This window comes from Bacteroidales bacterium, assembly GCA_016709865.1.
Lineage (GTDB): Bacteria > Bacteroidota > Bacteroidia > Bacteroidales > VadinHA17 > LD21.
Genome location: JADJLX010000005.1, coordinates 1,026,302 through 1,051,785, shown reverse-complemented (window position 1 = coordinate 1,051,785; position 25,484 = coordinate 1,026,302). Strand labels below are relative to the sequence as shown.

19 protein-coding genes and 1 pseudogene are annotated in these 25,484 nt (G+C 39.6%); 16 read left to right on the top strand and 4 right to left on the bottom strand.

All coding sequences use genetic code 11. The annotated features are described in order from the left end of the window. Positions 1-32: 32 nt before the first annotated feature. Positions 33-1,646: a sodium/solute symporter gene (locus tag IPJ16_12930; protein MBK7628075.1), complete on the top strand. Its 1,614-nt coding sequence runs from the start codon at positions 33-35 to the stop codon at positions 1,644-1,646. Here the strand turns inward: IPJ16_12930 and IPJ16_12925 are convergent. From IPJ16_12925 to IPJ16_12915, 3 genes are read right to left on the bottom strand one after another with little or no spacing between them, the layout of a single operon-like run. Beyond that, entirely contained in the window at positions 1,627-2,742 is a 1,116-nt protein-coding gene (locus IPJ16_12925) for a hypothetical protein (GenBank protein ID MBK7628074.1), read from the bottom strand. The two genes, IPJ16_12930 and IPJ16_12925, sit on opposite strands and share 20 nt — an antisense overlap. Further along, positions 2,743-4,644, bottom strand: a complete 1,902-nt coding sequence (locus IPJ16_12920) for a carbohydrate kinase (protein MBK7628073.1) — start codon at positions 4,642-4,644, stop codon at positions 2,743-2,745. A gap of 3 nt (positions 4,645-4,647) precedes the next feature. Then, positions 4,648-5,298, bottom strand: coding sequence for an SIS domain-containing protein (locus IPJ16_12915; protein MBK7628072.1), 651 nt, complete (start codon positions 5,296-5,298; stop codon positions 4,648-4,650). Positions 5,299-5,429: 131 nt separating this feature from the next. Between IPJ16_12915 and IPJ16_12910 the strand changes: the two genes are divergently transcribed. From IPJ16_12910 to IPJ16_12895, 4 genes and pseudogenes are all read left to right on the top strand, one after another. Further along, a complete protein-coding gene (locus tag IPJ16_12910; GenBank protein ID MBK7628071.1) occupies positions 5,430-5,861 on the top strand; it encodes a DUF3788 family protein in 432 nt (143 codons plus the stop codon). Positions 5,862-5,877: 16 nt separating this feature from the next. Continuing rightward, complete coding sequence (locus IPJ16_12905) at positions 5,878-6,360, top strand: glutathione peroxidase (GenBank protein MBK7628070.1); 483 nt, start codon at positions 5,878-5,880, stop codon at positions 6,358-6,360. A 6-nt stretch (positions 6,361-6,366) separates the two neighbouring features. Next, positions 6,367-6,903 (top strand): isopentenyl-diphosphate Delta-isomerase, encoded by a 537-nt coding sequence (gene idi, locus IPJ16_12900; GenBank protein ID MBK7628069.1) that lies wholly within the window; start codon positions 6,367-6,369, stop codon positions 6,901-6,903. Between the two features lie 3 nt (positions 6,904-6,906). After that, positions 6,907-7,488 (top strand): annotated as a pseudogene (locus IPJ16_12895) (phosphatase PAP2 family protein). 106 nt (positions 7,489-7,594) lie between these two features. On the opposite strand, the gene IPJ16_12890 reads toward IPJ16_12895, so the two are convergent. Then, positions 7,595-9,616 (bottom strand): TonB-dependent receptor plug domain-containing protein, encoded by a 2,022-nt coding sequence (locus tag IPJ16_12890; protein MBK7628068.1) that lies wholly within the window; start codon positions 9,614-9,616, stop codon positions 7,595-7,597. A gap of 137 nt (positions 9,617-9,753) precedes the next feature. Here IPJ16_12890 and IPJ16_12885 point away from each other — a divergent pair, with 137 nt between their 5' ends. The 11 genes from IPJ16_12885 to IPJ16_12835 all read left to right on the top strand — a co-directional run bounded on the left by IPJ16_12885 (position 9,754) and on the right by IPJ16_12835 (position 25,482). Beyond that, on the top strand, positions 9,754-10,311 hold the full coding sequence (locus IPJ16_12885; GenBank protein MBK7628067.1) for an RNA polymerase sigma-70 factor: 558 nt from the start codon (positions 9,754-9,756) through the stop codon (positions 10,309-10,311). A gap of 123 nt (positions 10,312-10,434) precedes the next feature. Continuing rightward, positions 10,435-11,598 carry a FecR family protein gene (locus tag IPJ16_12880; protein ID MBK7628066.1) on the top strand — a complete coding sequence of 388 codons (1,164 nt, stop codon included), beginning with the start codon at positions 10,435-10,437 and terminating at the stop codon, positions 11,596-11,598. A gap of 182 nt (positions 11,599-11,780) precedes the next feature. Continuing rightward, the gene (locus tag IPJ16_12875) at positions 11,781-15,017 is read left to right on the top strand and encodes a TonB-dependent receptor (GenBank protein ID MBK7628065.1); all 3,237 of its coding nucleotides are present in this window, start codon (positions 11,781-11,783) and stop codon (positions 15,015-15,017) included. Positions 15,018-15,037: 20 nt separating this feature from the next. After that, positions 15,038-16,741 (top strand): RagB/SusD family nutrient uptake outer membrane protein, encoded by a 1,704-nt coding sequence (locus tag IPJ16_12870; GenBank protein MBK7628064.1) that lies wholly within the window; start codon positions 15,038-15,040, stop codon positions 16,739-16,741. Positions 16,742-16,903: 162 nt separating this feature from the next. Beyond that, on the top strand, positions 16,904-20,626 hold the full coding sequence (locus tag IPJ16_12865; GenBank protein MBK7628063.1) for a PQQ-binding-like beta-propeller repeat protein: 3,723 nt from the start codon (positions 16,904-16,906) through the stop codon (positions 20,624-20,626). Beyond that, a complete protein-coding gene (locus tag IPJ16_12860) occupies positions 20,623-21,405 on the top strand; it encodes a hypothetical protein (GenBank protein MBK7628062.1) in 783 nt (260 codons plus the stop codon). The genes IPJ16_12865 and IPJ16_12860 overlap by 4 nt, the downstream gene beginning before the upstream one ends. Then, entirely contained in the window at positions 21,406-21,624 is a 219-nt protein-coding gene (locus tag IPJ16_12855; GenBank protein ID MBK7628061.1) for a hypothetical protein, read from the top strand. Then, positions 21,621-22,787 (top strand): FtsX-like permease family protein, encoded by a 1,167-nt coding sequence (locus tag IPJ16_12850; protein ID MBK7628060.1) that lies wholly within the window; start codon positions 21,621-21,623, stop codon positions 22,785-22,787. The genes IPJ16_12855 and IPJ16_12850 overlap by 4 nt, the downstream gene beginning before the upstream one ends. A gap of 7 nt (positions 22,788-22,794) precedes the next feature. Then, positions 22,795-23,442, top strand: a complete 648-nt coding sequence (locus IPJ16_12845; GenBank protein MBK7628059.1) for an ABC transporter ATP-binding protein — start codon at positions 22,795-22,797, stop codon at positions 23,440-23,442. Between the two features lie 249 nt (positions 23,443-23,691). After that, the gene (locus tag IPJ16_12840; GenBank protein ID MBK7628058.1) at positions 23,692-24,411 is read left to right on the top strand and encodes a 4Fe-4S dicluster domain-containing protein; all 720 of its coding nucleotides are present in this window, start codon (positions 23,692-23,694) and stop codon (positions 24,409-24,411) included. Between the two features lie 9 nt (positions 24,412-24,420). Next, a complete protein-coding gene (locus tag IPJ16_12835) occupies positions 24,421-25,482 on the top strand; it encodes a heterodisulfide reductase subunit B (protein MBK7628057.1) in 1,062 nt (353 codons plus the stop codon). The last annotated feature ends 2 nt before the right edge of the window (positions 25,483-25,484 follow it).

Here is a 25,484-nt window from a genome sequence, read left to right as displayed (position 1 = left end):
TGGAGTGAGTTAAAGTTAAATCATAAACACTAATGAACTTATCCCTTACATTTCTTGACTGGTTCGTGCTGTCTGTAGTAATGATCGGCAGCCTTTCCTATGGTATGTATATGGCATGGCGCAAGAAAGCCGGCAGGGACAGTTCAAGTTTTTTCCTGGGAGGCAGATCGATAAAGTGGCCGATAATCGGGGCTTCTCTTTTTGCTACTAATATCGGAGCTGAGCACCTCGTAGGCTTATCAGGCGATTCATACCGTTATGGTCTTTCTGCAGGATTTGTTGAACTCACTACTCCAATAACACTCGGTATCGCCTGTGCCATTCTTTTTCCATATTACATGAAAAACAAGATCTTCACGATTCCGGAATTTCTTGAGATCAGATATAACAGAAGGGCGCGCACATTCTTTTCAGGACTGATGCTGGTAATCAGTATTATGACAAAACTGGCTTTCACCCTTTTCGCAGGGGCACTGGTGCTGAACAGCATTCTTGGATGGAACATCATGACAACAATACTTTATATAGGACTAATAGTTGCAGTTTTCACGATAATAGGCGGCTTTACAGCAGTAGCCTATACTGATGCTATCCAGACCATCATTATGATTGGTGGTGCTACTATTATGCTGTTTATCGGACTTGATAAAGTCGGAGGATTCAGCGGACTAATGGATAAAGTGCCTCAGATGATGTCGGTAGCTAAGCCTTATGATGATCCTGCATATCCTTTTTGGGGGATTCTCGCGACAGCTTTTTATGCAGGGGTGTTCTACTGGGGCATGGATCAGGTAAATGTCCAGCGTGTTCTTGCTGCTCCTGATCTTAAGAATGCCAGGTGGGGAAGCATGTTTGCAGTCCTTCTGAAGTTATTGCCTGTGTTTATATTTGCGCTTCCCGGAGTAATAGCTTTCGCTTTGTATCCTGGTGAATTACAGGGTGATGCAACAAAACAAACCTTTGTATTGCTGCTCGACAGACTTCTTCCTGCAGGATTGAAAGGGTTGATTATGGCTTCATTGCTTGCTGCACTTATAACTTCATTGATAGGAGTACTGAACTCAGTCTCAACTCTTGTTGTACGCGATTTTATTGTTGAGTTCCGTCCGGACTTTCCTGAAAAGAAACAGGTGCAGTTTGGCCGTATTGCAATCATTGCTATTACGATACTGGGCATAGGAGCTGCTTATATGGTTTATAAGAACGAAGAAGGACTGTATAAATACCTGCAAACCATCTCTGCTTACCTTGTTATACCAATCTTTCCTGCAATTCTGTTTGGAATAATAAGTAAAAAGGTAACCCTTAAAGCCGCAACAGTCTCTGTTATTGTTGGGGTCATAATAGCGACGATATTCGTTGTAGATCAGTTAATCGGACCTGAAGCCGGGAAAGCAATATTCCCTTTTCTGCATCATAAGCTTACACTCAATTTTGGGTACAGAGGATTATGGGCAGAGATCTTTATAACTATTGTCCTTTTTGCAGTTTCAGCATTTACGGAAAAGACATCTGCGGAAAAGCTTGAAAAGACAACGATAGATTATTCTGCCAGGATTGCCCGTTTCGAAGGATTAAAAGACTGGAGATTACATCTTCTGGTATTCTCTGTCATTACCCTTCTGGTTATAATCTGGCTGAAGTAAGTCCCTGGTAAAGCTCAAGTAGAAAATCCCTGTTATCTGCCGTGAGGTAATGCATCTCGCCGCCCATGCGATGAAATGTTTTACAGTATCTGAGATAATAGGCAGGGTTATCGACTGGCGGTTCCCCGTTTTTATGCCAGTCCCAGTTTGATTCTGCTAAATCCACAACAAGAATAAAATGGTGATCAATATGTCTTTTATGCTGAATTTCAATGTTCTGAGCCATCGAAAGAGACTTCTCAAATATCATAGGTGACATAACAGCTGAACCAAGTGAAAGATAAACTCCACCGTCAATTCTGCTGACGCTTTCGGCAAAGCAGAGGAAGTCTGCAGATGCAGTTCTTCCTATTGCAGCACCGTTATTCATGGGATGAGTATAAATTATATCCTGTCCGAACATCGGATGTCCTGTGAATGGTACTTTTTCTTCATAGGCACATGCCTGGACAGAATATTTTTTGAATGGATGAGGGATCATCATGAAGCCGGGCTTCAGGTTAAATTTTTGAATTACGCCTGTCAGATCAATGACTGCTGCAGATTTATCGGGATCTTTGTCAATATTTTCTATCGCCTCTTTTTTAAGGCTTTCCACATCCGGAATCAGCAAACCTTCCTGCGAAATCATCTTCCCCACTGATTCCCCGTAACCTAATCCCTGGAAGGCTCCGGTAATAAGTGCGAGATTTATATAGAATCCTGTTTCATACCATATTCCAAATTCTCCCTTTTCAATATTCTCCCGTACATCCTCGCTTGATTTGCCATGATATGCAAACTCCCAGTCGTGTATTATTCCGGCGCCATTGGTTGCCAGATGGGTTACCCATCCTTCCTTAATCAGGGCGTTCAGTACCGGAGCCATTCCATTTTTGATAGTATGGGCCCCGAATGTGAGCATCACGGGTTTATTATTTGCTCTTGCAGCTTTGATCCTTTCAATACTCTTTTTAATAAGGTTTTTATCAGAACCGGAAAGGTTTAAGGGTTTCTGAGTGACCGGAATATGGTCATTTTCGATACTGATCCTGTTTTTACGTTCAGTAAGTTTCCTGAAATGAAGCAGATCCCTGTTGAGTTTTGAATATGTCATTTATATGATATTAAGCAGCTTAAGCAATTTCTCTGATTGAGTAAAATCAGGAATGATAATATCAGCACCTGCTTTAATAAGCCTGGTGCGTTTCACAGCATTGAGTCCAAAACGTTTCTTTTCGTCACTTGCAACACCAATCGTAATTCCGCCTCTTTTGCGTGTCTCTCTGATCTCCACCGGTCCGTCACCAAACGTGGCAATTTCGCCCCTGGCTGATTCTCCTATAAGGTCCAGTATATTTTCGAGGACTATTTTCTTTGCTTCCTTGTTCAGGTCACCAACAGCCCCGAAGATCCTGTCTTCAAACAGATGTGCATAACCAAGAGCTGCAGCTTCTTCTCTTACATCTTCTGCATCTGTACCGCTGGCGAGATATAGTTTTATGCCGGCAGCGTGAAGCCTTGTAAGAAATGGGACTATATTTTTCATTGTGAAATCTTCTACCAAAAGCTCTGATCGCATCAGTTTACCTTCACGTTCTTTTACAAGTTGGAGGATCTCTTTATTATAAATCTCTTTATAGCCATATTCATTAAGTATCTGATCCTCAGGCACGCATCCGAACTCCCTTATCACATCTGTCAGGAGTTTCATTTGCATAAGTGTCTGAATGCCTGTTGTTTTGTCAATAAGTTCAGTTACTCTTGATTCAACTTTGGTATAAAGTGATTTTTCTGCATTAAGGAATTGATTACCAAGGATAGCTTTGATCATCATTGGTGCCATGATCTTCTCCCAACCTTCCCTCAGTGTTGAGATAGTTCCGTCGTGGTCAAAAATTACATGCCTGATATTAAGGTTTTTTGGCCAGGAGTTAATGATCTCAAATTCAGAGTCTTTCAATAAATTCGCCTGCCTTATGTCCTCTGCCAGTTCAGGTTCATATATATAATCAGGGTCATTACCGATTGCCATAACTTCATCAGGTGTAGCAGTTCCGGTCTGAAACAGTTTCTGCACAGTTACCCCTGCAACATATGATCCTATTTCAGCAGCTGTATCCATTTTGTAATCAGCGGCCAGGGTTGCAGCAGCACCTGCAAGAAAGCTGTCTCCGGCACCTACGGTGTCAACTTTTGAGATTATCATCAGTCCGGGAATCTGAGTTATCCCTTTTTCATTAACCACAAGCGATCCTCTGCTTCCTCTTGTAATAAAGAGAGGTTTTTCATATCTGTCGAAAAGTGTTTTAGCCGCATTCAGGGTCTCAGAATATGGGATGGTTTCGTCAGGTCCTTTCTTAACTCCGCATTGCAGAAGAGCTTCGGTATCATTCATTTTGCGATATGTACCCGTATATAAATCGTTATAATTTCTGCTGTCGGCAATAAATATTCTGTCGGGAAAATGGCTGACTGCTTCAACCAGCTTCTTCCTGAAATATGGAGTATGAATTCCGGAAAGTACCTGTTGATTGATAATAATAATATCTACTTCCTTAACAGCTTTTTCAAGTCTGGTAATCAGTCTGTCTGCAGTATCTTCTGAAAGCACGTTATGGTTTCCGAAGTCAATACGGCTCTGTTCCTTATCTCCAACATACGGTTTGATGTAAACATGAGTTGCCCAATTCTCATCCTGAATCAGCAGATTATTGGTATTGATACCGGCATTTTTCATAACCTTAACCATCTCAGGACCAAACGGATCTTTCCCTATAACACCAAAGGCACGGATATCTTTTATACCGAGAGCCGCAAGATTATTTGTCACATTACCTGCTCCTCCGGGAGAATATTTCTGGATGCTGACAGGTCGCGTAGCCTGACCAGTCTCAATCGAAATTTCACTTTTTGACTCATCAACAAACCAGTAAGCATCGAGACAAAAATCTCCGACAACTGCGATTTTGACTGATTTAATCTTTTTGAGGATCTCAGATAGAGTTTCAGACTTCATCCTTTATTTAATATGGTTATTGTAAAAATGATTCTCAATTATATTACAAAGTGTGTGTATTACAGGTAGATGGAGCTCCTGTATATATGCTGTTCGTTTTTCCGGTACATTAATCAGGATATCGCAATATTGTTTCATTTTACCTCCTGCAATTCCGGTAAGACCAATCACTTTCATATTCAGAGCTCTTGCAGTGATGCATGCATCAATAACATTTTGTGAATTACCCGATGTGCTTATTGCTATAAGGATGTCTCCGGCAGTACCATAACCAATTATCTGCTGAGCAAATATCAGGCTGGCATCAATGTCGTTCGAGACCGCAGTTGTCAGCGCAGTTTGAGAAGAAAGTGAGATTGCCGGAAGTCCTCCTTCAAGTTTCTGTGCGAGAAACTCTCCTCTCTCTGGTGATACTTGGATAAGATTCTCAGCAATATTGCTTTTTATTGCCCTCTTTAATTCGAAGCTTTTCATAAGTTCTCCGACAAGATGATCAGAATCGGAACTGCTTCCTCCATTTCCGCATACAAGTAATTTCCCCTCTGATGAATAGCACTTTATTAATGACTCAGCTGCTTCCTCAATTGCTGATGAAACTGAATTAAGCTGAGGATATCTGCTGCACAGATCTTTAATTATTTTTTTATCGCCCATTGGTTCCGTTTATCTTAACATAAAAGTATAAATTTTATATGATTATCTGTGTTTTGGGATAAAGCCAGGTTGTTATTTGATTCACAGAATCACATTATTCTGTAACTTTGAGGGCTTTAAATTTATCTGATATGGAAGAAATCGAAAAATTGGTTTTATCTGATAAATCCGTTGAAGTTGATGATAATGTTCTTTCCTCTGTTCTTAAAGAGAAGATGCCGCTTTGGAAAAAGCTTCTGTCGGAGATCTCAGTCAGATATAAAGAATCATCAGGAAGCTGGAATTACTATAAAGATGGAAATCAGTGGCTCTTTAAGATGGTTCAGAAAAAGAAAACCCTATTTTGGGGTGCCATTCATGCCGATTCGTTCAGGATAACATTCTACTTTGGCGACAAGGCTGAACCTGTACTTAATCAGAGTAATCTTCCTCAAACCGTCAAAGATGACTTCAAAACAGCTAAGCGATACGGAGCAATTAGAGCGATTTCGACCAAGATAATGAACAATGATGATCTTGATATTGTTTTTATGCTTGCAGAGATCAAGAGCAAACTAAAATAGGGAAGGCATTTTAATAATGGAAAATAACTTTTATCAGTTTACCGCCAGGTCGCTTCAGGGAAAAGACATAAGTATGGAATCGTACAGAGGAAAGGTGGTTCTGGTGGTAAACACTGCGAGTAAATGCGGACTGACTCCTCAATATGAGGGACTTGAGAACCTCAACCAGAAATATAAGGACCAGGGACTGGTGATACTTGGTTTCCCCTGTAACCAGTTTGGAAATCAGGAGCCGGGTACAGAAAAGGAGATTTCGGAAGGGTGTCTTATAAACTATGGAGTATCGTTTCAGATGTTCTCAAAAATTGATGTTAACGGCGAAGGAGCACACCCTATTTATAAATATCTGAAAGACAAGTTACCAGGGACTTTCGGTAAAAAAATAAAATGGAACTTTGCAAAGTTTCTAATCGACAAAAATGGAATTCCGGTTAAAAGGTTTTCACCGACCACAGTGCCTGAGAAACTTACTAAAGACATTGAGAAACTTTTGAAATAAGAATTTATGAGAGAGAATCTGGTAATACTGGTAAACGAAAATGATGAGCCTTCAGGTTTTATGGAGAAGATGGAGGTTCACAGGAAAGCGCTTTTACACAGAGCAGTATCGGTGTTTATTATCAATTCAAAGGAAGAATGGATACTCCAGAAAAGAGCAATGGATAAGTATCATTCAAAAGGATTATGGACCAACACCTGTTGTACCCATCCAGCCCCCGGAGAATCAGATATGGAATCAGCCACAGCCAGACTTGTTGAGGAGATGGGAATCACATGCAAATTAAAAAGGCTGTTTAGTTTTATTTATAAGGAAAAGCTTGATAATGAACTTACTGAATACGAGTTGGATCATGTCTTTATCGGTATCTCCGACAACGATCCCGTGATTAATACAACTGAGGTAGACGCCTGGAAAAAGATTACCTATGCTGATCTGCATAAAGATATTCTTGCCAACCCTGATAATTATACCTATTGGTTTAAACAGATTTATGAGAAAGTAAATTCACATTTGCTGAACGGGAAGAATAATGACTTATAATTGATGCGAATCAATAAAACTGTATTCATCATTATATTAATTTTATTTGAAGCCAGACTCTTCTCCCAGAGTGCTGATATCAGATTATTACGTTCAGTCAATTCATCCGAGTCTTTGCCGTCTGACAGGTTTTTCCGTTTTGCTTCAAATTCAAATGCATATATTGTTATAGCCGCACCTGTTGCAATGGGAACATTAGGCCTTATTAATGATGATAAACAATTATTAAAAAATACATGTACCATAGCAGCAGCAATTGCTGTTAATGAGGTAGTTACGACTGCTTTAAAATACTCAATTGGACGTGACAGACCTTTTGTAACATATCCTGATATCACTAAAAAATCAGGGGCAGGCAGCCCGTCTTTCCCTTCAGGTCATACTTCCAGTGCATTTGCTACTGCCACATCATTGAGCCTGACCTATCCTAAATGGTACGTAATTGCACCTTCCTATGCATGGGCTGGTACAGTAGGAAATTCAAGAATGCATCTGGGTGTTCACTATCCCTCTGATGTACTCGCAGGGGCCATTATTGGTTCAGGGTGTGCCTGGCTTACATATAATGTTAATAAGAAGCTAAACGCAAAACGGGCACAGGACTAACGACTAACGACTCACGACTCACGACTCACGACTCACGACGCACGACGCACGACGCACACCTCACACCTCGTACCCCGTACCTGATTTATCCAAATTTTATCTGAATCCCCCCGTAAATCATCCTGCCAAAATCGGGATATCCAATTACTGTTGAATATCTTTTGTCGGATATATTCTTAACCTTAAGATACACTCTTACAGGTATCTTGCCTTTAAATGTATATCCTCCGTTTATATCAGCAGTGAAGAAATCACCGAGAGGCTGAGGGCCGTCTGCAGGTGCAGCAAACCTGTCATTCTCAAATTTCGAAATATACTTTCCCAGAAGATTGATATCGATATTTTTCTTTTTGAAATATATGCCTCCGCTTGAAATCAATACCGGATTCTCCTTGTTTGTCACCCTGGTTCCTGACTCTATCAAAGCTGATTTCATGATTGTTAAGTTCAGAAATGGTTCAAACATTCTGTAAACTTCAGGTGACAATATTTCCAACTCAATTCCATATTGTTCCTGGTCGCGGTTTACATACAATTCCCTTCTGATATTAGTTGCTGCATCAAGATAAGTGTCTCCGCTTAAGGCAATTGCATCATTCTGAACTACTCCGAAGGCAGTGGCGGAAACCTTGCCATTTATTCCGATTGTTCTCACAATTCCCAGATCAAATTTATACCTGAGCTCATTCAATGGGACATTCAGTTCGGTTGTAAGGGAGCCCTGTCGCGGTTTTACCTGTCCGGCAGCAGAGTTGAAATATGCAGAAAGCAGATTGTTAATGCGGTAAGACGCGCCAAGACTACCCTGAATTATCGCAGGTTCCCACTGGTCCTGAATGGAAGTTACATTCTTAAATGCTGCACCATCTCCTTCAATATTGAATGCCCCGTAGTCATTCATATAGGTTCTGGTGAGACGTACTCCTGCATCAAGAGTTACCCGGCCAATCCGTTGTTCATCTACAAGAACTGCTGAAAATGTCTCAGTATCACAGCGTTTGCCTGTATAGAATCTCTTGCCGTTTGGAGCAATCCAGTGATTGTAAAGAGCGCCAAAGCGGATAATATTAAAATTAGTAACAGCAACTGACTGGATGAAGTTAAAACCATATTCCGAATCCTTCTCATTGGAAGATGTAAGTTTGACCTCATCGTTGAAGGTCGGATTGCGGTAAGAATAGAATATCTGAAGTTCAGAAGAGAGCTTTTCATTTGGTGAATAAACAGTTTTTAAGTTCGTAAGGACAGCCTGCACCGGGTTGAAATTCTGGATCATATCACGGTACCTTTTATCAGCAGGTAATTCAGCGATTCGCAGTTCTCTTTTTCCGTTCAGATAGAAAAGGTTTGCTTTAACTGAAAGTTTTTCAGAAGGCTGCCACTTAACCTGGGTAAACAGATCAGCCATATTTTCTTTTGAATGAGAACCAGTGGGACCATCACTTTTATCATAGCCTATTCCTGCTGAGTAAGAGAGATTTCCGATTTTGCTGCCATTTGACAAGTGAGTATGCAATGAATTGTAGGAGCCATATTCCATTTCTATGTTTGTCTCCATCTTATTGTATTCCCTTGTCTTAACATTTATAAGTCCGGCCATTCCCGATAATCCTGTTAAAAGAGCCGCACTTGATCTTACTACCTCTATTTCCTCTATATCGGAGGTAGAGAAGAAATATGGCAGTTCCTCAAATTCCTTTTGCCATACACCATCGATGGCATAATCGGGATAAGGATATTTCTGTCCTCTTACCGAAAAGAACTGTTTCACCTGCCTTCCCCGCGTTTCAATGAGTCCGCCCGGGATGTAATTCATAGCCTCAACAAGGTTGGTTGCTCCCTGCCTTTTTATCTCAGCAAAAGTTAATTTACTTATCGACGGGAATATTGAATTGGGCTCGGTATAAGGTCTTTTCATCAGATTCCTTGTTTCCTTTTTTGCCCTGATTACCACGGAGTCAATTTCGATGGTTTTGTCAGACAGATTTGAGATCTGTGCAGATATTTCATATTGGTTATGAAAAAGAATAATAACTATAAGAATTAGGGTAATATGAAACAGCCTGTAATTCACTTTTTTATCATATTTATCATTAAAATGCGGCATAATTATGTTTGTTGTTAGTTTTAAGAAAGCAAAAGTAGTTGTCTTTATAATATCAGAAGTTAAATAATGTTAATTGCGAAATTGAATTTTTTTGTCAGCTTTTTTATACCTAAGTTTCACTACTAATTCTGACTATTTTGAGCACTGATACAATTGTTGACAGCATCCTGACATTCAGGTTAAGGAATGGAAGTCTTGAGGCTTTTGAGAAGTTGTATAACAAGTATAAGAACAAACTTTATCTTTTTTCATTAAAGTACCTTGATGATTCTGTTGATGCAGAGGAAACAGTTCAGATAGTTTTTGTTAGCCTTTGGGAGAATCGCAGAAACCTTGATGAGAGACTATCTGTGAAAAGTTTTCTCTATAAAGCTACAATTAACCATATTTATAATATTTTTAAAAAAAGGGCAGTTCATCTCAGATATGTAAATCATGAATTGCTGCAGCCGGAAAAAACTGCAAACCAGACTTATGAGCAGATATATTCAACAGAACTTGAAAAAAAAATTGATAGAATAATTTCAAGTCTTCCTGCCCAGCAACAGAAAATCATGAATTTCAGTCGTTTTGATGGATTATCAAATGAAGAAATTGCTCAAAAATTAGATCTGTCTGTACGGACTGTTGAAAACCAGTTATACAGAGCAACTAAAATATTGAGAGAACATCTTAAACCGGAAATAAGTGCATAGTGTAAGTTCTTTATAATCTGCGTGTTGAGATGATAACATAAAATTAATTTAAAAATATTTATAATTTCTGTGAGTATTTAGCTCCTTTGAAATGTATTAGTTGAAATAGTAATTTTTTAAACTGTGAAAACTAATACTGATCTTGATAGTCTTTTAAAGAAGATTCTCGATGGGAATTCAACAGCAGAAGAAAAGCTTCAGTTCTATGATTTAATACAATCACCAGATAATGAAAGATTAATAAAGGAAATCCTTTACAAACAACTGACTGAATTCAATGAAGACTATTCAGATTCCGGGAACAGTCAGGATTTTGATCGTATTTATAATAGTATACTGAACGAGATAGAACAGAAAAATCGTCCCCGGGAAAAGAGTTTGAGTTCAGGAAAGGAAATTAAACTCAGGCGGAAAATTATAAATACACTTACTATTGCAGCTATATCTGCCGCTGCTTTTTTTCTCGGCAGTCTATACTCCCGAACTCAGGTTAATAAATCTACTGATATAGTTAGTGTAATCAGCTTTTCTGAAATAAAAGCTCCTTATGGCTCTAATTCTGAGATTCTTCTTCCTGACAGTACTAAAGTAATTCTGAATGCCGGAAGTTCGATTAGATACAGCAGTAATTTTAATGTTACCAACAGAGACCTTGTTCTGGTAGGGGAGGCATTATTTAAGGTTGCTAAAAACCTGGATATCCCTTTGAATGTGAATGCGGGTGATATTAATGTAAAAGCTGTTGGCACCGAGTTTAATATAAAGGCATATGATGATGAGAGCATAATTGAAACAACTCTTATCGAAGGAAAAGTAGAAATCTCACAGCTATTAAATGTGGATGACAAGAGCCAGTTTATAGATCTTATACCAAACCAAAAAGCAATATATATTAAGGAAACTGAAAGCTTTAATCTTGAAAAGATTAGAAATCTGGATTCGCTGGATGCCAAGCCTGTAAGGACTCTATATGAAAATATATTAATATCACCTAAAGTTGATGTAAGTCAGGTAGTTGCCTGGACAAAAGGAAGACTGGTTATCAGAGGTGAAAGTCTTGATAATCTGTGTATTGAACTTCAGAGGAAATATGATGTTTCTATTGTTTTTAGTGATGAAAAGATAAAGAAGTATCGATTTACCGGAGTCCTTATGGATGAGACTCTCGAACAAGTGCTAAATGTGATAAAACTTACTGCTCCAATTGAGTATTCGCTGAAAGGCAAAACTGTTTATATGAGTTCAGATACAGAACAATTGAATGATTACTCCAAGCATCTTAGATAATGGTAATTAAGAATTTCAAATACTAAATTAAAAAATCATTAGCCTATGCAGATATTTTAAAAAAAAGGGAAAAACAGTTTGCAGCTGTCTTTCCCGAAATTAAGTCAGAGTTGATAACAATCATGGCCGAAATGCGCGAACAATGGTCAATCATGTTAACCAAAACCTAACCTTTCAAAATTATGAAAAATTTATTGTTTTCTTGTTCTCCACATCGGAGAATGTACAAAATCCTCTTATTTATGAAACTGACAATTATTCTTATGCTGATATTCACACTGAATCTTTCAGCAACTGGATTTGGGCAGATTTCCCTGAAAGAAAAGGGTAAATCTGTAAAAGAGATCCTGGGAATTCTTGAAAAGGAGACTAATTATCGATTTTTCTATAACGATGATCTGAAGTCGATCGATAATCTTGTTGATATTCAAGTTGAAGACGCAAATATTGATAAGGTTCTTGATGAGCTTTTTAAATCAACTGAGTTTGATTACAAATTAATGGACAATAACCTGATTGTTATTATGTTGAAGGAAGAGGTCCCTCAGCAGATAATAACAGGTAAAGTTACTGATGCATCTACAGGCGAGGGCCTTATAGGTGTCAGTATCGTTCTTAAAGGGACAACTATAGGAGTAAATTCGGATATAAATGGTAATTACTCTATTAGTGCGCCTGCACCCGATGCTACATTACTATTCTCATTTATTGGTTATTCATCTCAGGAAGTGCTGGTATCGGGAAGATCAAAAATAGATATCAGCCTGGAGCTCGATGTTACAACCCTTGAAGAAGTTGTAGTTGTTGGATATGGTACACAGAAGAAGAGCGATATTACTGGTACAGTAACTTCTCTGCCAAAAGGTAGACTTGAAAATGTACCTAATATAAATATTGCTCAGGCAATTCAGGGATCAGTTCCGGGAATCATGATCCAGCAGTCATCTGCCGGTGCTGCTCCAAGTGAAGTTATTATGATCAGGGGTAGAAACTCAATTCTTGCTGACAATAGTCCCCTAATTATTGTTGATGGTATTCCATATGGAGGTCAGATTAGAGATATAAGCACTAATGATGTTCAGTCGATTGAAATTTTAAAAGATGCATCGGCAGCCGCTATTTATGGATCAAGAGGTTCAAATGGAGTAATATTAATAACTACTAAAAGTGGAACAGTCGGAAAAACTACACTTACATATGATGGTTATTATTCTGTTCAGAAGTTTTCTGAATTGCCGGAAATAATGACAGGGGAAGAATTCTATAATTTTAAGCAGGCACGTTTTCCGGGCCAGATATCATTGTCAGAGCAGGCCGTTTTTGATGCAGGGAAAGGTGTAAACTGGTTAGATCTTGGATTACGTAAGGGGGCAAGTCAACAACATAATCTTTCTGCTTCAGGTGGATTTCAGAATACAAAATTCTACATCGCAGGTAGTTTGCTGGATGTAAAGGGGATAGCTGTGAATGATGATTATAAGCGTATTACAAGCAGAGTTAATGTTGATACAAAGATAAAAGACTGGTTGACTATTGGTACCAGGACTCAGTTTTCCTTTGATGACAGAAGTGGGTCGGGTCCGAGTATGTCAGGTCTCCTATGGACAAATCCATTAAGTACTCCATATGATGAAAATGGTGATTTAACAGTGTATCCATGGCCTGAAGATTTAACAGTCTCCAATCCTTTGCAGGGATTATTATATGATAATATCGATAAGTCCTATCAGATTCTTACTAATAATTTTGTTCTTATCGATTTTCCTTTTATTAAAGGGTTGAGTTACAGGATCAATTCAGGAATAAGATTACGTTTTACCGATAGTAATACCTACAGGGGTAGAAATACTGCTTCTGGTTTAGGTGCTCTCGGAAGTGCAGATACAGATCGCTCTCTATATAATAATACAGTTCTTGAAAATATTTTCTCATATAACAGAGAATTTGGACTTCATAATATTTTTGCAACTGCATTATATAGTTATGAGGGAAACAGTAACAGTTCGAATACATTATTTGCTTCCAGTTTCCCTCATGATTTTCTTAAGATTTACTCAGCTGCTCAGGCTGAACTTATTCAGCCAGGTTTTACTTTTAATGACACCAAATTGATTTCACAGATGGTCCGCCTGAATTATTCCTATAGTAGTCGTTATCTTCTTACAGTGACTGGGAGGAGAGATGGATATTCTGGATTCGGAGCACAGAAGAAATGGGGTTTCTTTCCATCCGTTGCTATGGGTTGGAATCTTTCAAGTGAACCATTTTTTCCCTGGAAGGACCTGTTTAACAAAGTAAAAATCAGAGCCTCCTGGGGGTTAAATGGTAACCAGGCAGTAGGTGCTTACGAATCTATTTCAAGATTAGGTTCAGAAGACATGGTGGATGGCAAAGCCACGGCAGCAGGATACGTACCCAGCAGGTTGGGTCAGGATGAACTTGGATGGGAAACATCTAGTACCCTAAACGGAGGAATTGACTTTGGAATACTTAAAGATCGTATCTCAGGAGAAATAAACTTCTATAATACCACCACTTCAGATCTTCTTCTGAACAGGACAATATCTCCTGTTCATGGAATAAACTCAATAACTCAGAACATTGGTAAAACACAGAACTTGGGATTCGAATTTTCAATCAATTCAAAAAATATTGATAGAGGTGGTTTTCAATGGGTTACATCTGGAAATATTGCCTATCTGAGAAATAAAATTATCTCACTTTATGGAATTGTAGACGAGAATGGCAAAGAAGTGGATGATATTGTAAATAGCTGGTTTATTGGTAAACCTATCAGAGTTATATATGATTTTGAATGGGTTGGAACATGGCAAACTGAAGAATCAGCAGAGGCTGCAGCATGGGGCTCACAGCCGGGATTTGTTAAACTAAAGGATGTTAACGGTGATGGTAAACTTACTGCTGATGATAAACAGATTATTGGCCAGCAGGATCCAAAATTACTTTGGGGCTTGACCAACTCCTTTACATACAAGCAATTCAAATTTGATATATTTATTCATGGCGTACAGGGTATTACCAAGAATCTCTTCCCGCTAATGACTGACCTTGAAACATTCTCAGTAATCAGAAGAAATACTACCAAAAAAGACTGGTGGACACCTGATAATCCTACCAACGAATTTGTCATGAACAATTTGCAGGCAGAATACATGGCAGGGATTAGAGGATATGTTTATGATCCGGCAAGCTTTATTAGGTTAAAAGATGTTTCTGTTTCTTATGATTTCCCCACAAAAATTACTGAAAAAGCTGGTTTGTCCAAACTGAAAGTATATTTTACGGGAAGAAACCTGCTTACCTTCACTGAATGGCGTGGACTGGATCCTGAGTTAAGTAACCAGGAGGCTATTCCTTTGCAAAAAGAATATGTTTTTGGTTTAAGTTTTGGTTTTTAATAACATAAAAATTTGCTGATATGAAAATTAAATCAATATATAAGATTGCAGCTTTCTCCTTAATTATTTTTTCTTTAGGAGTAATTGGTTGCCAAAAGGACATACTTGATGAAAACCCACCTCATCTTATTACAACTGAGACTTTATATACTAGTGTAGCAGGTTTTGATGCAGGATTAAATGGACTTTATTCGCTTGTGAGAATGGAACGGGAGGGAGGAAATGGTGCAAGGCTTGAGATTTTTATGAATGGTACCGATAATCTAACTCCAAATTCCGATTCAAAAGATATTGGTAACTGGGGTGAAATTCCAAGATTTTGGGGAGACCGACTGAACGCTCAGGATGTGGCAGTAAGAAATCATTTCAGGTGGCTATACTCTGTTGTGAATGCCGCTAACACAATTATAACCCAGGCAGAAAGAAAAGATGTTAACTGGATAGGAACTGGTGGTACTGCTGAAGAGAATAAAAACAGAATTATTGCTGAAGCAAGAGCAATAAGAGCTTGGGCTTATAGGCATTTAAGCGGATCATGGGGAGATGTTCCTCTAAGTCTTGAAGAAGCAAAAGGTTCAACCATAAAGACAGACTGGGTAAGAACACCAGTAGAGGAAGTTAGAAGACAAATTCTTTCAGATCTGCTTTTCGCTGAGAAACATATACCTGTGGAACGCACTTGGAGGGGACGACTTACTAAGGGTGCTGTTCAGCATTATGTATCTGAAATGTATCTTTATTTTAATAAACCGGACAGTGCTCTCTATTGGGCAGATAAGGTAATTAGTACTCCACAATATAAGCTTATTACTGCAAGGTATGGTGTTAAAAAAAGCCTGCCAGGGGTGGCTGTCCATGACATGTGGATTGAAGGAAATGAAAACAGGGATCAGGGAAATACTGAAGCTTTATGGGTTTTCCAGTTTGCACTAAATACTCTTGGCGGAGGAAGTTCAAGCGGTGGTTGGAGGCGTATTCATGCGAGTAGATATGCTGATATGGTGGTCAAAGGAGTCAGACCACTTAGAAATACTTATGAGAGGGGTGGTAGAGGCGCAACAAGAATGTCACTAACAAATTGGGCAATAAGTATATACGAACCTCAAGATGAACGTGCTTCCCCATATGCTATGAGAAAGTATTTTATACTTAATGATGCAACAAAAAATGCTCCGTATCCTGCTGACAGACTACCTGCAGGTTATAATTATGGAGACACTATCTGGTGTGATTGGGGTAAAACAGTTGGAGTAAACGAGATTTCTCCAACTAACAGGATAAATGTCCGCCGTCCATTTATGAGAAAAGTAGAAGGGGCTGACCCTAATAATCCTGATTCAGATGGAGGACAGTTCAATGATCAGGTTTATCTTCGCTTAGCAGAAACATATCTCCTTAAAGCGGAAGCTCAGTTCCTTCTTGGTGATTTACCTGGAGCCGCAGTAACCCTTAATGCTATTAGAACTCGATCGAAAGCGACTCCTATTACGGCTGCACAGGTTAATATCGATTTTATTCTTGATGAAAGATCAAGAGAATTGGTAGCTGAAGAACATCGGAGATATACGCTGATAAGGACAGGGAAACTGATTGAAAGGGCCAGAAAGTATAATTTCAATGGTGGCCAACTAATAACAGAAAGGGATCAGCTTTATCCTATCCCTCAGGAAGTTATCGATGCTAACCTTACCGGCGTAATGCCTCAGAATCCAGGTTTTAATTAATCGATTTTTATGAAAATAGATTATTCATATTAGTTAGTATGGTTTGTTAGTTAAAAAGTGGGGATAATTTTGGTTTTTATCCCCTCTTTTTTGGGTATCATATTGTACATTTATGAAATTGAAAAAAATGGTTATTTTTAACCTATTAATTTGAAGAAAAATATGCAAAATACTAAGCAGATTCTTTCGATTTTAGTTTTCATTTTAACTATTCAATTATCATCTGCCCAGCAAAGCGACTGGCCGATGTGGAGATACGATGCAGGACGTACGGCTTCAACTCCTGAACAGCTGGCTGATAAACTATACCTTCAGTGGCAGGTTAAGTATTCTCCGCGTGTTCCCGTGTGGGACGATCCGCTTAATCAGAACCTGATGCAGTTCGACAGGATATTTGAACCCATTGTGGCTGATAATAAGATATTCCTTGGTTTCAACGATCAGGATAAGATAATTGCCCTCGATATAAATACCGGAAAGGAGATCTGGCATTATTATGCCGACGGACCAGTAAGAATGCCATTGGCTGCAAATAAGGGAAAGATCTATTTTACAAGTGATGATGGAAATTGCTATTGTGTCGACGGGAACAGCGGCTCACTCATCTGGAAATTATCTCTTGCCCCAGGTGTTAATAAACTTCTTGGAAATAAGAGACTTATATCTATGTGGCCTGCCCGCGGAGGCATTGTAATTAAAGATAACATTCTCTATACCGCAGCAAGTATCTTCCCTTTAATGGGAACTTTTATTTATGCAATTGACACAGAAACAGGTGCTATTGTCTGGAAGAATGAAGGTACCGGCAGCAGTTATACTCTTCAGCCTCATAAATCTCCGGCCTTTGCCAATGTGGCACCTCAGGGAGTTTTCACAATAAGCGGTAACAGATTGCTTGTTGCCGGCGGACGGTCAGTTCCCGCTGCTTTTGACCTTAAGACGGGAGAAGAACTCTATTACCAGCTTGCTGAAAGTGGAAAGACAGGCGGAGCTTTTACATGCGGTAATGAGAAGGTGTTTTTTAATCATCACAGGGAACGTATGACTTACATGTACGATTCCAACACAGGTAATAAACTTAAATCTGATGCCGGTGAATATCCCGTTCTCGATGGCAATAACATCTATTTCTCCGGTAAAAAAGTCACTGCATCTCTGCTCGATAGTAAGAACAAACTCGAGACTATCTGGAAAAGCGATTATTCGGCAGCAAATGATCTCATCAAGGCTGGTGATTGCCTTTATGCAGCCGATAGCACTGGTATTACCGCAATTAAAATTTCTGATAATAAGCCCGCAAAACTTTGGAGTATCCCAACCAGCATGAAAATTGAACGGCTTGTTGCTGCAAACGGTAAACTTATTGCTGTTTCGGAACAGGGTGATATACTGGTATATGGAAGCACCCCTGTTTCAGAAGTAACGACAATTATGAAACCGGTTCAGGAATTGACTGTTAAACAATCTGTAGCTGAGAATATTGTAAGCTCAGCAGGGGTAACAACAGGATATTCAGTACTATTCGGAACCAGGGATCTTGAATTGCTTAAAGGACTGCTATCTTCTACTTCACTTACAATAATAGCCTATGATAACGATCCTGAAAGGATAACCTACCTGAGGGAGTACTTTGATAACATGGGTGTTAAAGCCGACAGGCTGAGCTTCCTTTTGTCAGACGGGAGTTTTCCACTTCTTCCAAAATACTTTTCATCTCTCACAATAATAAATGATCTGAGCTATCTTAATGATTTCGACACCGATGTACTTAAGAGTGTTTATGAATGCACAAGACCATACGATGGCAAGATCTGGATGAAAACCAACCGTCGTTCCCAGAAACAGCTAACTGCCAGATTATCTCAACTTGATCTTTATGGTGCCGAACAAACCAGTGGAAGCGGATACTCGCTTATAACAAGAACCGGCTCACTTGAAGGCGTGGATGAGTGGACACATAACTATGGAGATATTTCCAATACTCTTAAATCAGATGATGAACGAGTTAAGGCACCTCTCGGAATACTCTGGTTTGGAGGCAATTCAAATATGGATGTTCTTCCACGGCATGGTCATGGTCCCGGTGAACAGGTTATTGATGGCCGTCTCATTATACAGGGAATGAATAGTATAAGTGCCAGGGATGTTTATACAGGAAGGGTCTTCTGGGAACGTGAATTTGAAAAACTAATGGACGATACCTGGCTGGTATATTATGATGAATCCTATGATGAGGAGAATCCTCTCGACCCGAAATATAACCAGGAACATCTGGCAGGTTCAAATGCCCGTGGAACAAACTTCATTGCAACAAAGGAGTATGTCTATGTTATTGAAGGTGCAGTGTGTCATCTTATTGATATTAAGACCGGTGCACTGGTAAAAGACTTTACAACCGGTGATGCAGGTACTCAGAAGCTGGGATATATAGGAGTTTACAATGATTATCTTATCCTTGGGAACAACTTTACTGACTTCCCTGAAATACGTGATCCCGACGAAAAGACCGCTGATAAGAGAATGAGCAATTTTGATGTCACAGCCAGTAACGAGCTTATCATCCTCAATAGATTCACAGGTGAGAAACTATGGAATATCAAGGCTAATCATGGCTTTATTCACAATTCTGTTATTTGTGGCGATGACATGCTTTTCTGTCTGGATAAATTACCCCAGAACCTTGAGACCAAGCTTAAAAGAAGAGGAGAGATAATTCCGGCAGGCTCGAGACTTGTGGCTGTAGATATTAAAACAGGCAAAATTATAAAAGAGGAGACAACTGATATTTTCGGAACATGGCTGGGCTACTCTTCTCAGCATAAGTATCTTCTCCAGGCTACACGTCCTTCGCGCGATATGCTTACCGGAGAGACGGGTAACAGGATGATTGTCTATGAAGCCGGAACTATGAAGAAAGTCTGGGATAAGCCTATTAAATATGCAAATCCGCCAATTCTCCATAATGATAATATCTATACAGAAGGTGAAGGATTCAGCCTCCTTACCGGCGATCCGATATTTGAGAAGGATCTTCTGACAGGTGAAGAGAAAAAGTGGAGTTATAAGCGTGAGTATGGCTGCGGGATAGTTGTTGCCAGCGAATATCTTCTGACATTCAGGTCGGCTTCTGCAGGATTTATCAACCTTGAAACGATGGAAGGCACCGGAAGTCTTGGCGGCTGGAAGGCGAGTTGTTCTACAAACCTTATTGTAGCCGACGGAGTTCTCAACTCTCCTGATTATACCCGTACCTGCCAGTGCCCGTATCAGAACCAGACCTCACTGGCACTCGTTAATATGCCATGGATGACATACTGGGCCAACAGTAATTATAAATGGAGCGGCAAACAGATTAAAAAGCTGGGATTGAACATGAATGCACCAGGTGACCGTACCTCCGACAGTAAAGTCCTTTGGATTGAATACCCTTTTGTTGCAGGTGCCTCGCCTGAGATCCCGGTTAAACTCGATACTGTTAATTATTTCACAATAAGAAAAGAACCTGTCTCAGTATATTCTGAATCCACACCATGGATTAGTGCCAGTGCTATTGGCGGAGTCAGGTCGATGGAAATCACTCTTTCGAAAGAAAAAGATACCCCACAGACGACATACAGAATTAATCTGTATTTTTCGGAGCTTGAAGAGAAGAAGGAAGGCGAGAGGGTGTTTAACGTTGCAATTCAGGGAAATAAGGTTCTTGAGAACTTCGATATTATTTCCCAGACAGGCAAAATGAACAGGGAAATAGTAAGAAAATTCACCGGAATACAGGCAGGCAGCACACTTAAAATTGAGATGGAGCCGGTTAAGGGAAATACAATTCTTTCGGGGATTGAACTTGTTGAGGAAAAAGCAGCAGTAATTCCGATAAGTGCAAGATGAATCAATATTCCAAAATACTCATTTTAGCCGGACTGCTAAGTCTTGCTTGTACCACCAGGGTATCTGAATGGGTGCTGCTGAATGCATTGCCAAATCAGTACACGCTTGTTTATTTTCATAAAGGTCAGTTAACAGAAGCTCAGAAAAAGGAAAACCTTGAAGTGACTGAAAGTATTAAAGACGCAAATATTCAGTTCAGAACCGCTACTCGTGAGGATGTCAGTACTCCATGGTATGGACTGTATTATGAAAACCGGTTATTCTCAAAATATGAAACTCCGGCGGCGATAAGAAATCTTACATCGTCACCTCTCCGGCAAAAGGTGGCCTCTGAACTTATGGCCGGCAAACTGTGCGTACTTGTTTATCTTAAAACTGACAACAGGGAGAAAGATGACAAGGGTCTGGGCGTTCTTAAGAAAGCTTTGACTTCCTCTCCTTTCGGTGAAATAATTGAGGTTGTTGAGATTAGCAGAAACAGTAAAGAAGAGGCTCATTTTGCTTCACTGCTTCTTAATGTTGAAGACGATCTGAAGAGAATCCCGGAGCCCATGTTGTTTGGAGTTTTTGGGAGGTTTAAGGCACTGGAACCACTGCTGGGCAATGGTATCACCGAAGAAAACATTAATCTATTGATAGATTATCTTACAGCAGAGTGCAGTTGTCTCATCAAAGATGATCTTCCGGGTACTGATATTCTTTACACAAATAACTGGGATAATCCGCAGCCAGCTCTTCTTAATAAAATAATTGATGCCAATCCTTTGCTGGGGAACTAAATGCAAACAGATACCATTTCATACGATTCGATCAGTAAAAGGCCTTTACCTAAATGGCTTACAGATCAGAAGGAGGGACTTACAACTATTCAGCCTCCGAAAATCGAAATGAAGGAGGACAATTCATTAAAGATTTCATTTATTGCAACGTCCGTTTTTATCCTGTTAACAATTATTATCATCACAGTTTTTATAATTAAAAGGGAGAAAGGAAAATGAATATAGTACACATGGTCTTTAAAGAGATGTGGTACAGAAGGTTAACGTCTGCTGTCATATTACTTACAGTTATCGTAGCAAGTTCAGTAACTGTGGCTATCTATACACTTAGTAAGGCAAGTGAAGATGAGACCAGGAAGATAATGCGCGAACAGGGATTGAACCTCTATATTTTTCCGAAAGGTACCAACCTTATTGATTTCTATTCGGTTAATAATACCGGCACTTTCCCCGACAAATATGTTGATGTGCTTGCTGAGTCTGAGACATTTGATGCAGTGAGGCATCTGACAGGTATTCTGCAGATCAAATATCCTGACTGGAAAGACTCCAACGGATCAACACATCAGATAGTACTTTTCGGATATAAAGATGAGGCTCAGCAGAAATACCTTCCGGCCCAGGAGATAATGGGCTTTGACGTTAAGAAGGGAACAGTTCAGGTTGGAGCACTTGTGGCAAAAAACATTAAACCCTCAGAGCCATTTGTGATAATGGGTATTGATGGGAAAGAATACAGTTTTACAATTGAAAAAAGACTTGAAGAGGGCAGGGGAATGATGGATCAGGGTGTCTCTTTTAATCTGGAGGACCTGCAGCAGGTATTGGGAATGGAAGGTAAGATAAACAAAATTGAAGCCTTGGGTTGTGTATGTAAAGATGGCCGGATTAAGAATGCCAGAAAGCAGGTTCAGTCTATATTCTCTGATCTTGAGGTAACTGAAATCAGCAGCATTGCCGACGCCCGTGAGAACCAAAGGGTTATGATGAATAAATATGGTGCCTTTATAATCCCCTTTGTAGTGATATCGTGTCTGCTTATTACTGCCCTTCTGTTCTATCAGAATGTAAATGTAAGGAGCCGGGAAGTCGGACTGTTAAAAGCAATGGGAAACAGTTCATACACAATTCTGTTTCTGTTTCTTTTTAAAGCTTTCTTATTGGGACTGGCCGGAGGTGTAATCGGATTCTTCCTTGGAGATCTGATAGCAGAATATTTCGGAAAGGAGATTTTCAGCTTCACGGCAGCAAATATTAAAACTGTTTGGCCGGTCTTTTATTACACGATATTGCTATTCCCGGTGTTGTGGATGCTGAGCAGCTGGATCCCTGCATTAATAGCAACCAGGATTGATGCGGCTAAGACACTAAGTAAAGAATAGGTCATTTATGATAGAACTCAACAACATAACAAAAGTCTACCGCAAAGGCACTGAGGAATTCATTGCACTTCAGGATGTAAGCATTAAGATTGAAAAAGGTGAATTCATTGCTGTTTCAGGCGCCAGCGGCGCAGGGAAATCAACATTGTTAAATATAATTGGCGGATTGATCTTACCTGATTCGGGGTCAGTATTGTTCAATGGTCATAATATATATAGCCAGAGTACGGGAGCTACAGATGCATATAGAAAAAAGAATGTTGGTTTTATGTTTCAGCAGTTTCACCTTATGCCATATCTTACAGTTCTTGAGAATATTAAGCTGGCTTGCTTTGAAAAGGACCAGCTTCATAACATTGAGAGTTTCCTTGAGAAATGCTCCCTCTCTACTCTGAAGAATAAGTATCCCGACGAGCTGAGTGTGGGAGAAAAACAGAGAACAGCTTTTGTCAGGGCAATAATAACAAATCCCGAAATACTGCTGGCCGACGAGCCAACCGGTAACCTCGACCCTGAGAACAGCAGAATTCTGATGTCGCTTGTCGAAGATCATCATAGAGGAGGAGGAACAGTCATTCTGGTGTCACATGATCCTTTAACTGCCCAATATGCTAACCGGTCAATCGTACTTAACAAAGGAAAGTTAAAACAATAACTACTTAACCACGGAGACACGAAGACCACAGAGTATCACGGAGTATCATCTTCACCCATTCACCCTTTCTCCCTTTCTTTTCAACCCTTACGCCGTTGCGCCTTTACGCCTTTACGCCTTTGAGCCTTTTCGCCTTTCCCTCCTACGTCTTTATACCTCCCAATAAATAGGCTTTAACCCTATTTCTGCCGGTTTCCATAAAAGCTATTTTTGTGTTAATTAATTAACAGATAAACAATCTACAGGCTGATGGAAAATCTTTATAACGAGCTGATGAAAGATGTCCGGTTTGAAGAAGGATTGAAGGCCTGTATGAATTGTGGCGTCTGTACAGCTATTTGTCCGGCTGCTGAGTTTTATGATTATGATCCGCGCAAAGTTGTTGATGCTGTTCAACTAAGGGACGATGATGAAATAATCAGACTTCTGAAGTCTGAAACCATCTGGTACTGTGGCGAATGTATGTCATGCAAGACAAGATGTCCACGTGGAAATACTCCGGGATTTATTATAATGGCACTGAGAACCATGTCTCAGAAACTAGGATATTTTACTGAATCTGAAAAGGGTCGGCAGCAGCTTGCCATTAAGAGAACTGTTGGCGAGAATATCTTCAAATACGGATACTGTGCAGCAACTTATGCTGTCAATCCTAAAATGCATCCGGAGCAGGGACCAATATGGGAATATATTCTTGAGAATACTGATGATGTTTTTGAAAGGCTAGGAGGTCAGATAAATGGTATTGGCACCGGTCCATTGAGGAAAATTCCACAGGATGCATTAGATGAGCTTAAAAAGATATTTGATGTAACAGGTGGCACAGAGTTCTTCGAAACAATTGAAAAACATTCGAAAGCAAAAGCAGCTGAGATGGGGTTGCAGTTCAGCAGCGAAGGTACTGATAATGATTATTTTGTTGAAGTTTATACTGCGAACAGCGGGTCCCATAATTCTCACGATATCTAACCTCAGAATATGAATGCAGAAGGGAAAAAGCGAATATGGTCAGACTATCAGAAAGAGATAGCAGATGATCATTTTTTCTATGTAAGATCGTGTATCAGACAAAGTTTTTTTCCTGGTTCAGAACAGTTTTTTCTAAACCTTATGAGGAATATTCTCGGGAAGGATGTTTATGAGAATCCAGCTCATACTACATGCACCGGAATAGGCTATCACAGCGATATAGTTCCTTCCGCAACAATTATGACAGTTATTGCCCGGCATTTTGCTCTTATGAAAGAATCAGGATATAAGAATATTGCCGTTTCATGTGTTACCTCATTTGGCCTCTACACAGAGATACTTGAAACATGGAAGCATTTTCCGGAGGAGCTTGCTAAAACCAGGGAGTACCTTTATAAGGCAACAGGAAGGGAATTTGATATACCGGAAAATGTCGCCCATACAAGCGATATCGTATATAAATTCAGGGACCAAATTGCACAGAAAGCTAAGATTCCTCTGATTAACAGGGAAACCGGTGAGCCACTCAGAGTTGTTGAACATATAGGCTGCCATTACGCAAAAATGTTTCCAAAATCAGGTCAGGGAGGCGCAGAGTTTCCTAACGTACTTAGTGGTATGGCAGAGGCTTGGGGAGGTGAAGTGATTGATTATCCCGAGAGACGTCATTGCTGTGGTTTTGGTTTCAGACAATATCTTGTTCAGGCTAATCGCGGATACTCTGTTTCAAACACAGTAAAGAAATTTTCATCAATGAAGCCTTATAAGCCTGATTTTGTTCTTACTAATTGCCCGGGCTGCAATATGTTTATGGATAAATGGCAATACACAATAAAAGAGATTAATGGTGCTACATATGGTGAGAATGGTGATTCTATTCCTGTTCTTACTTATGAGGAACTTACAGGACTGGTACTCGGATTTAATCCATGGGATCTCGGACTTCAGTACCACATGGTGCAGTCTGAACCGCTGCTTAGAAAACTGGGTATAGATTTCGATGCATCTGATAAGTATAAAACCAAAGATGGTAAACAAATGCCTCTTCCTCAAAACCTTATAAACGTTTAACA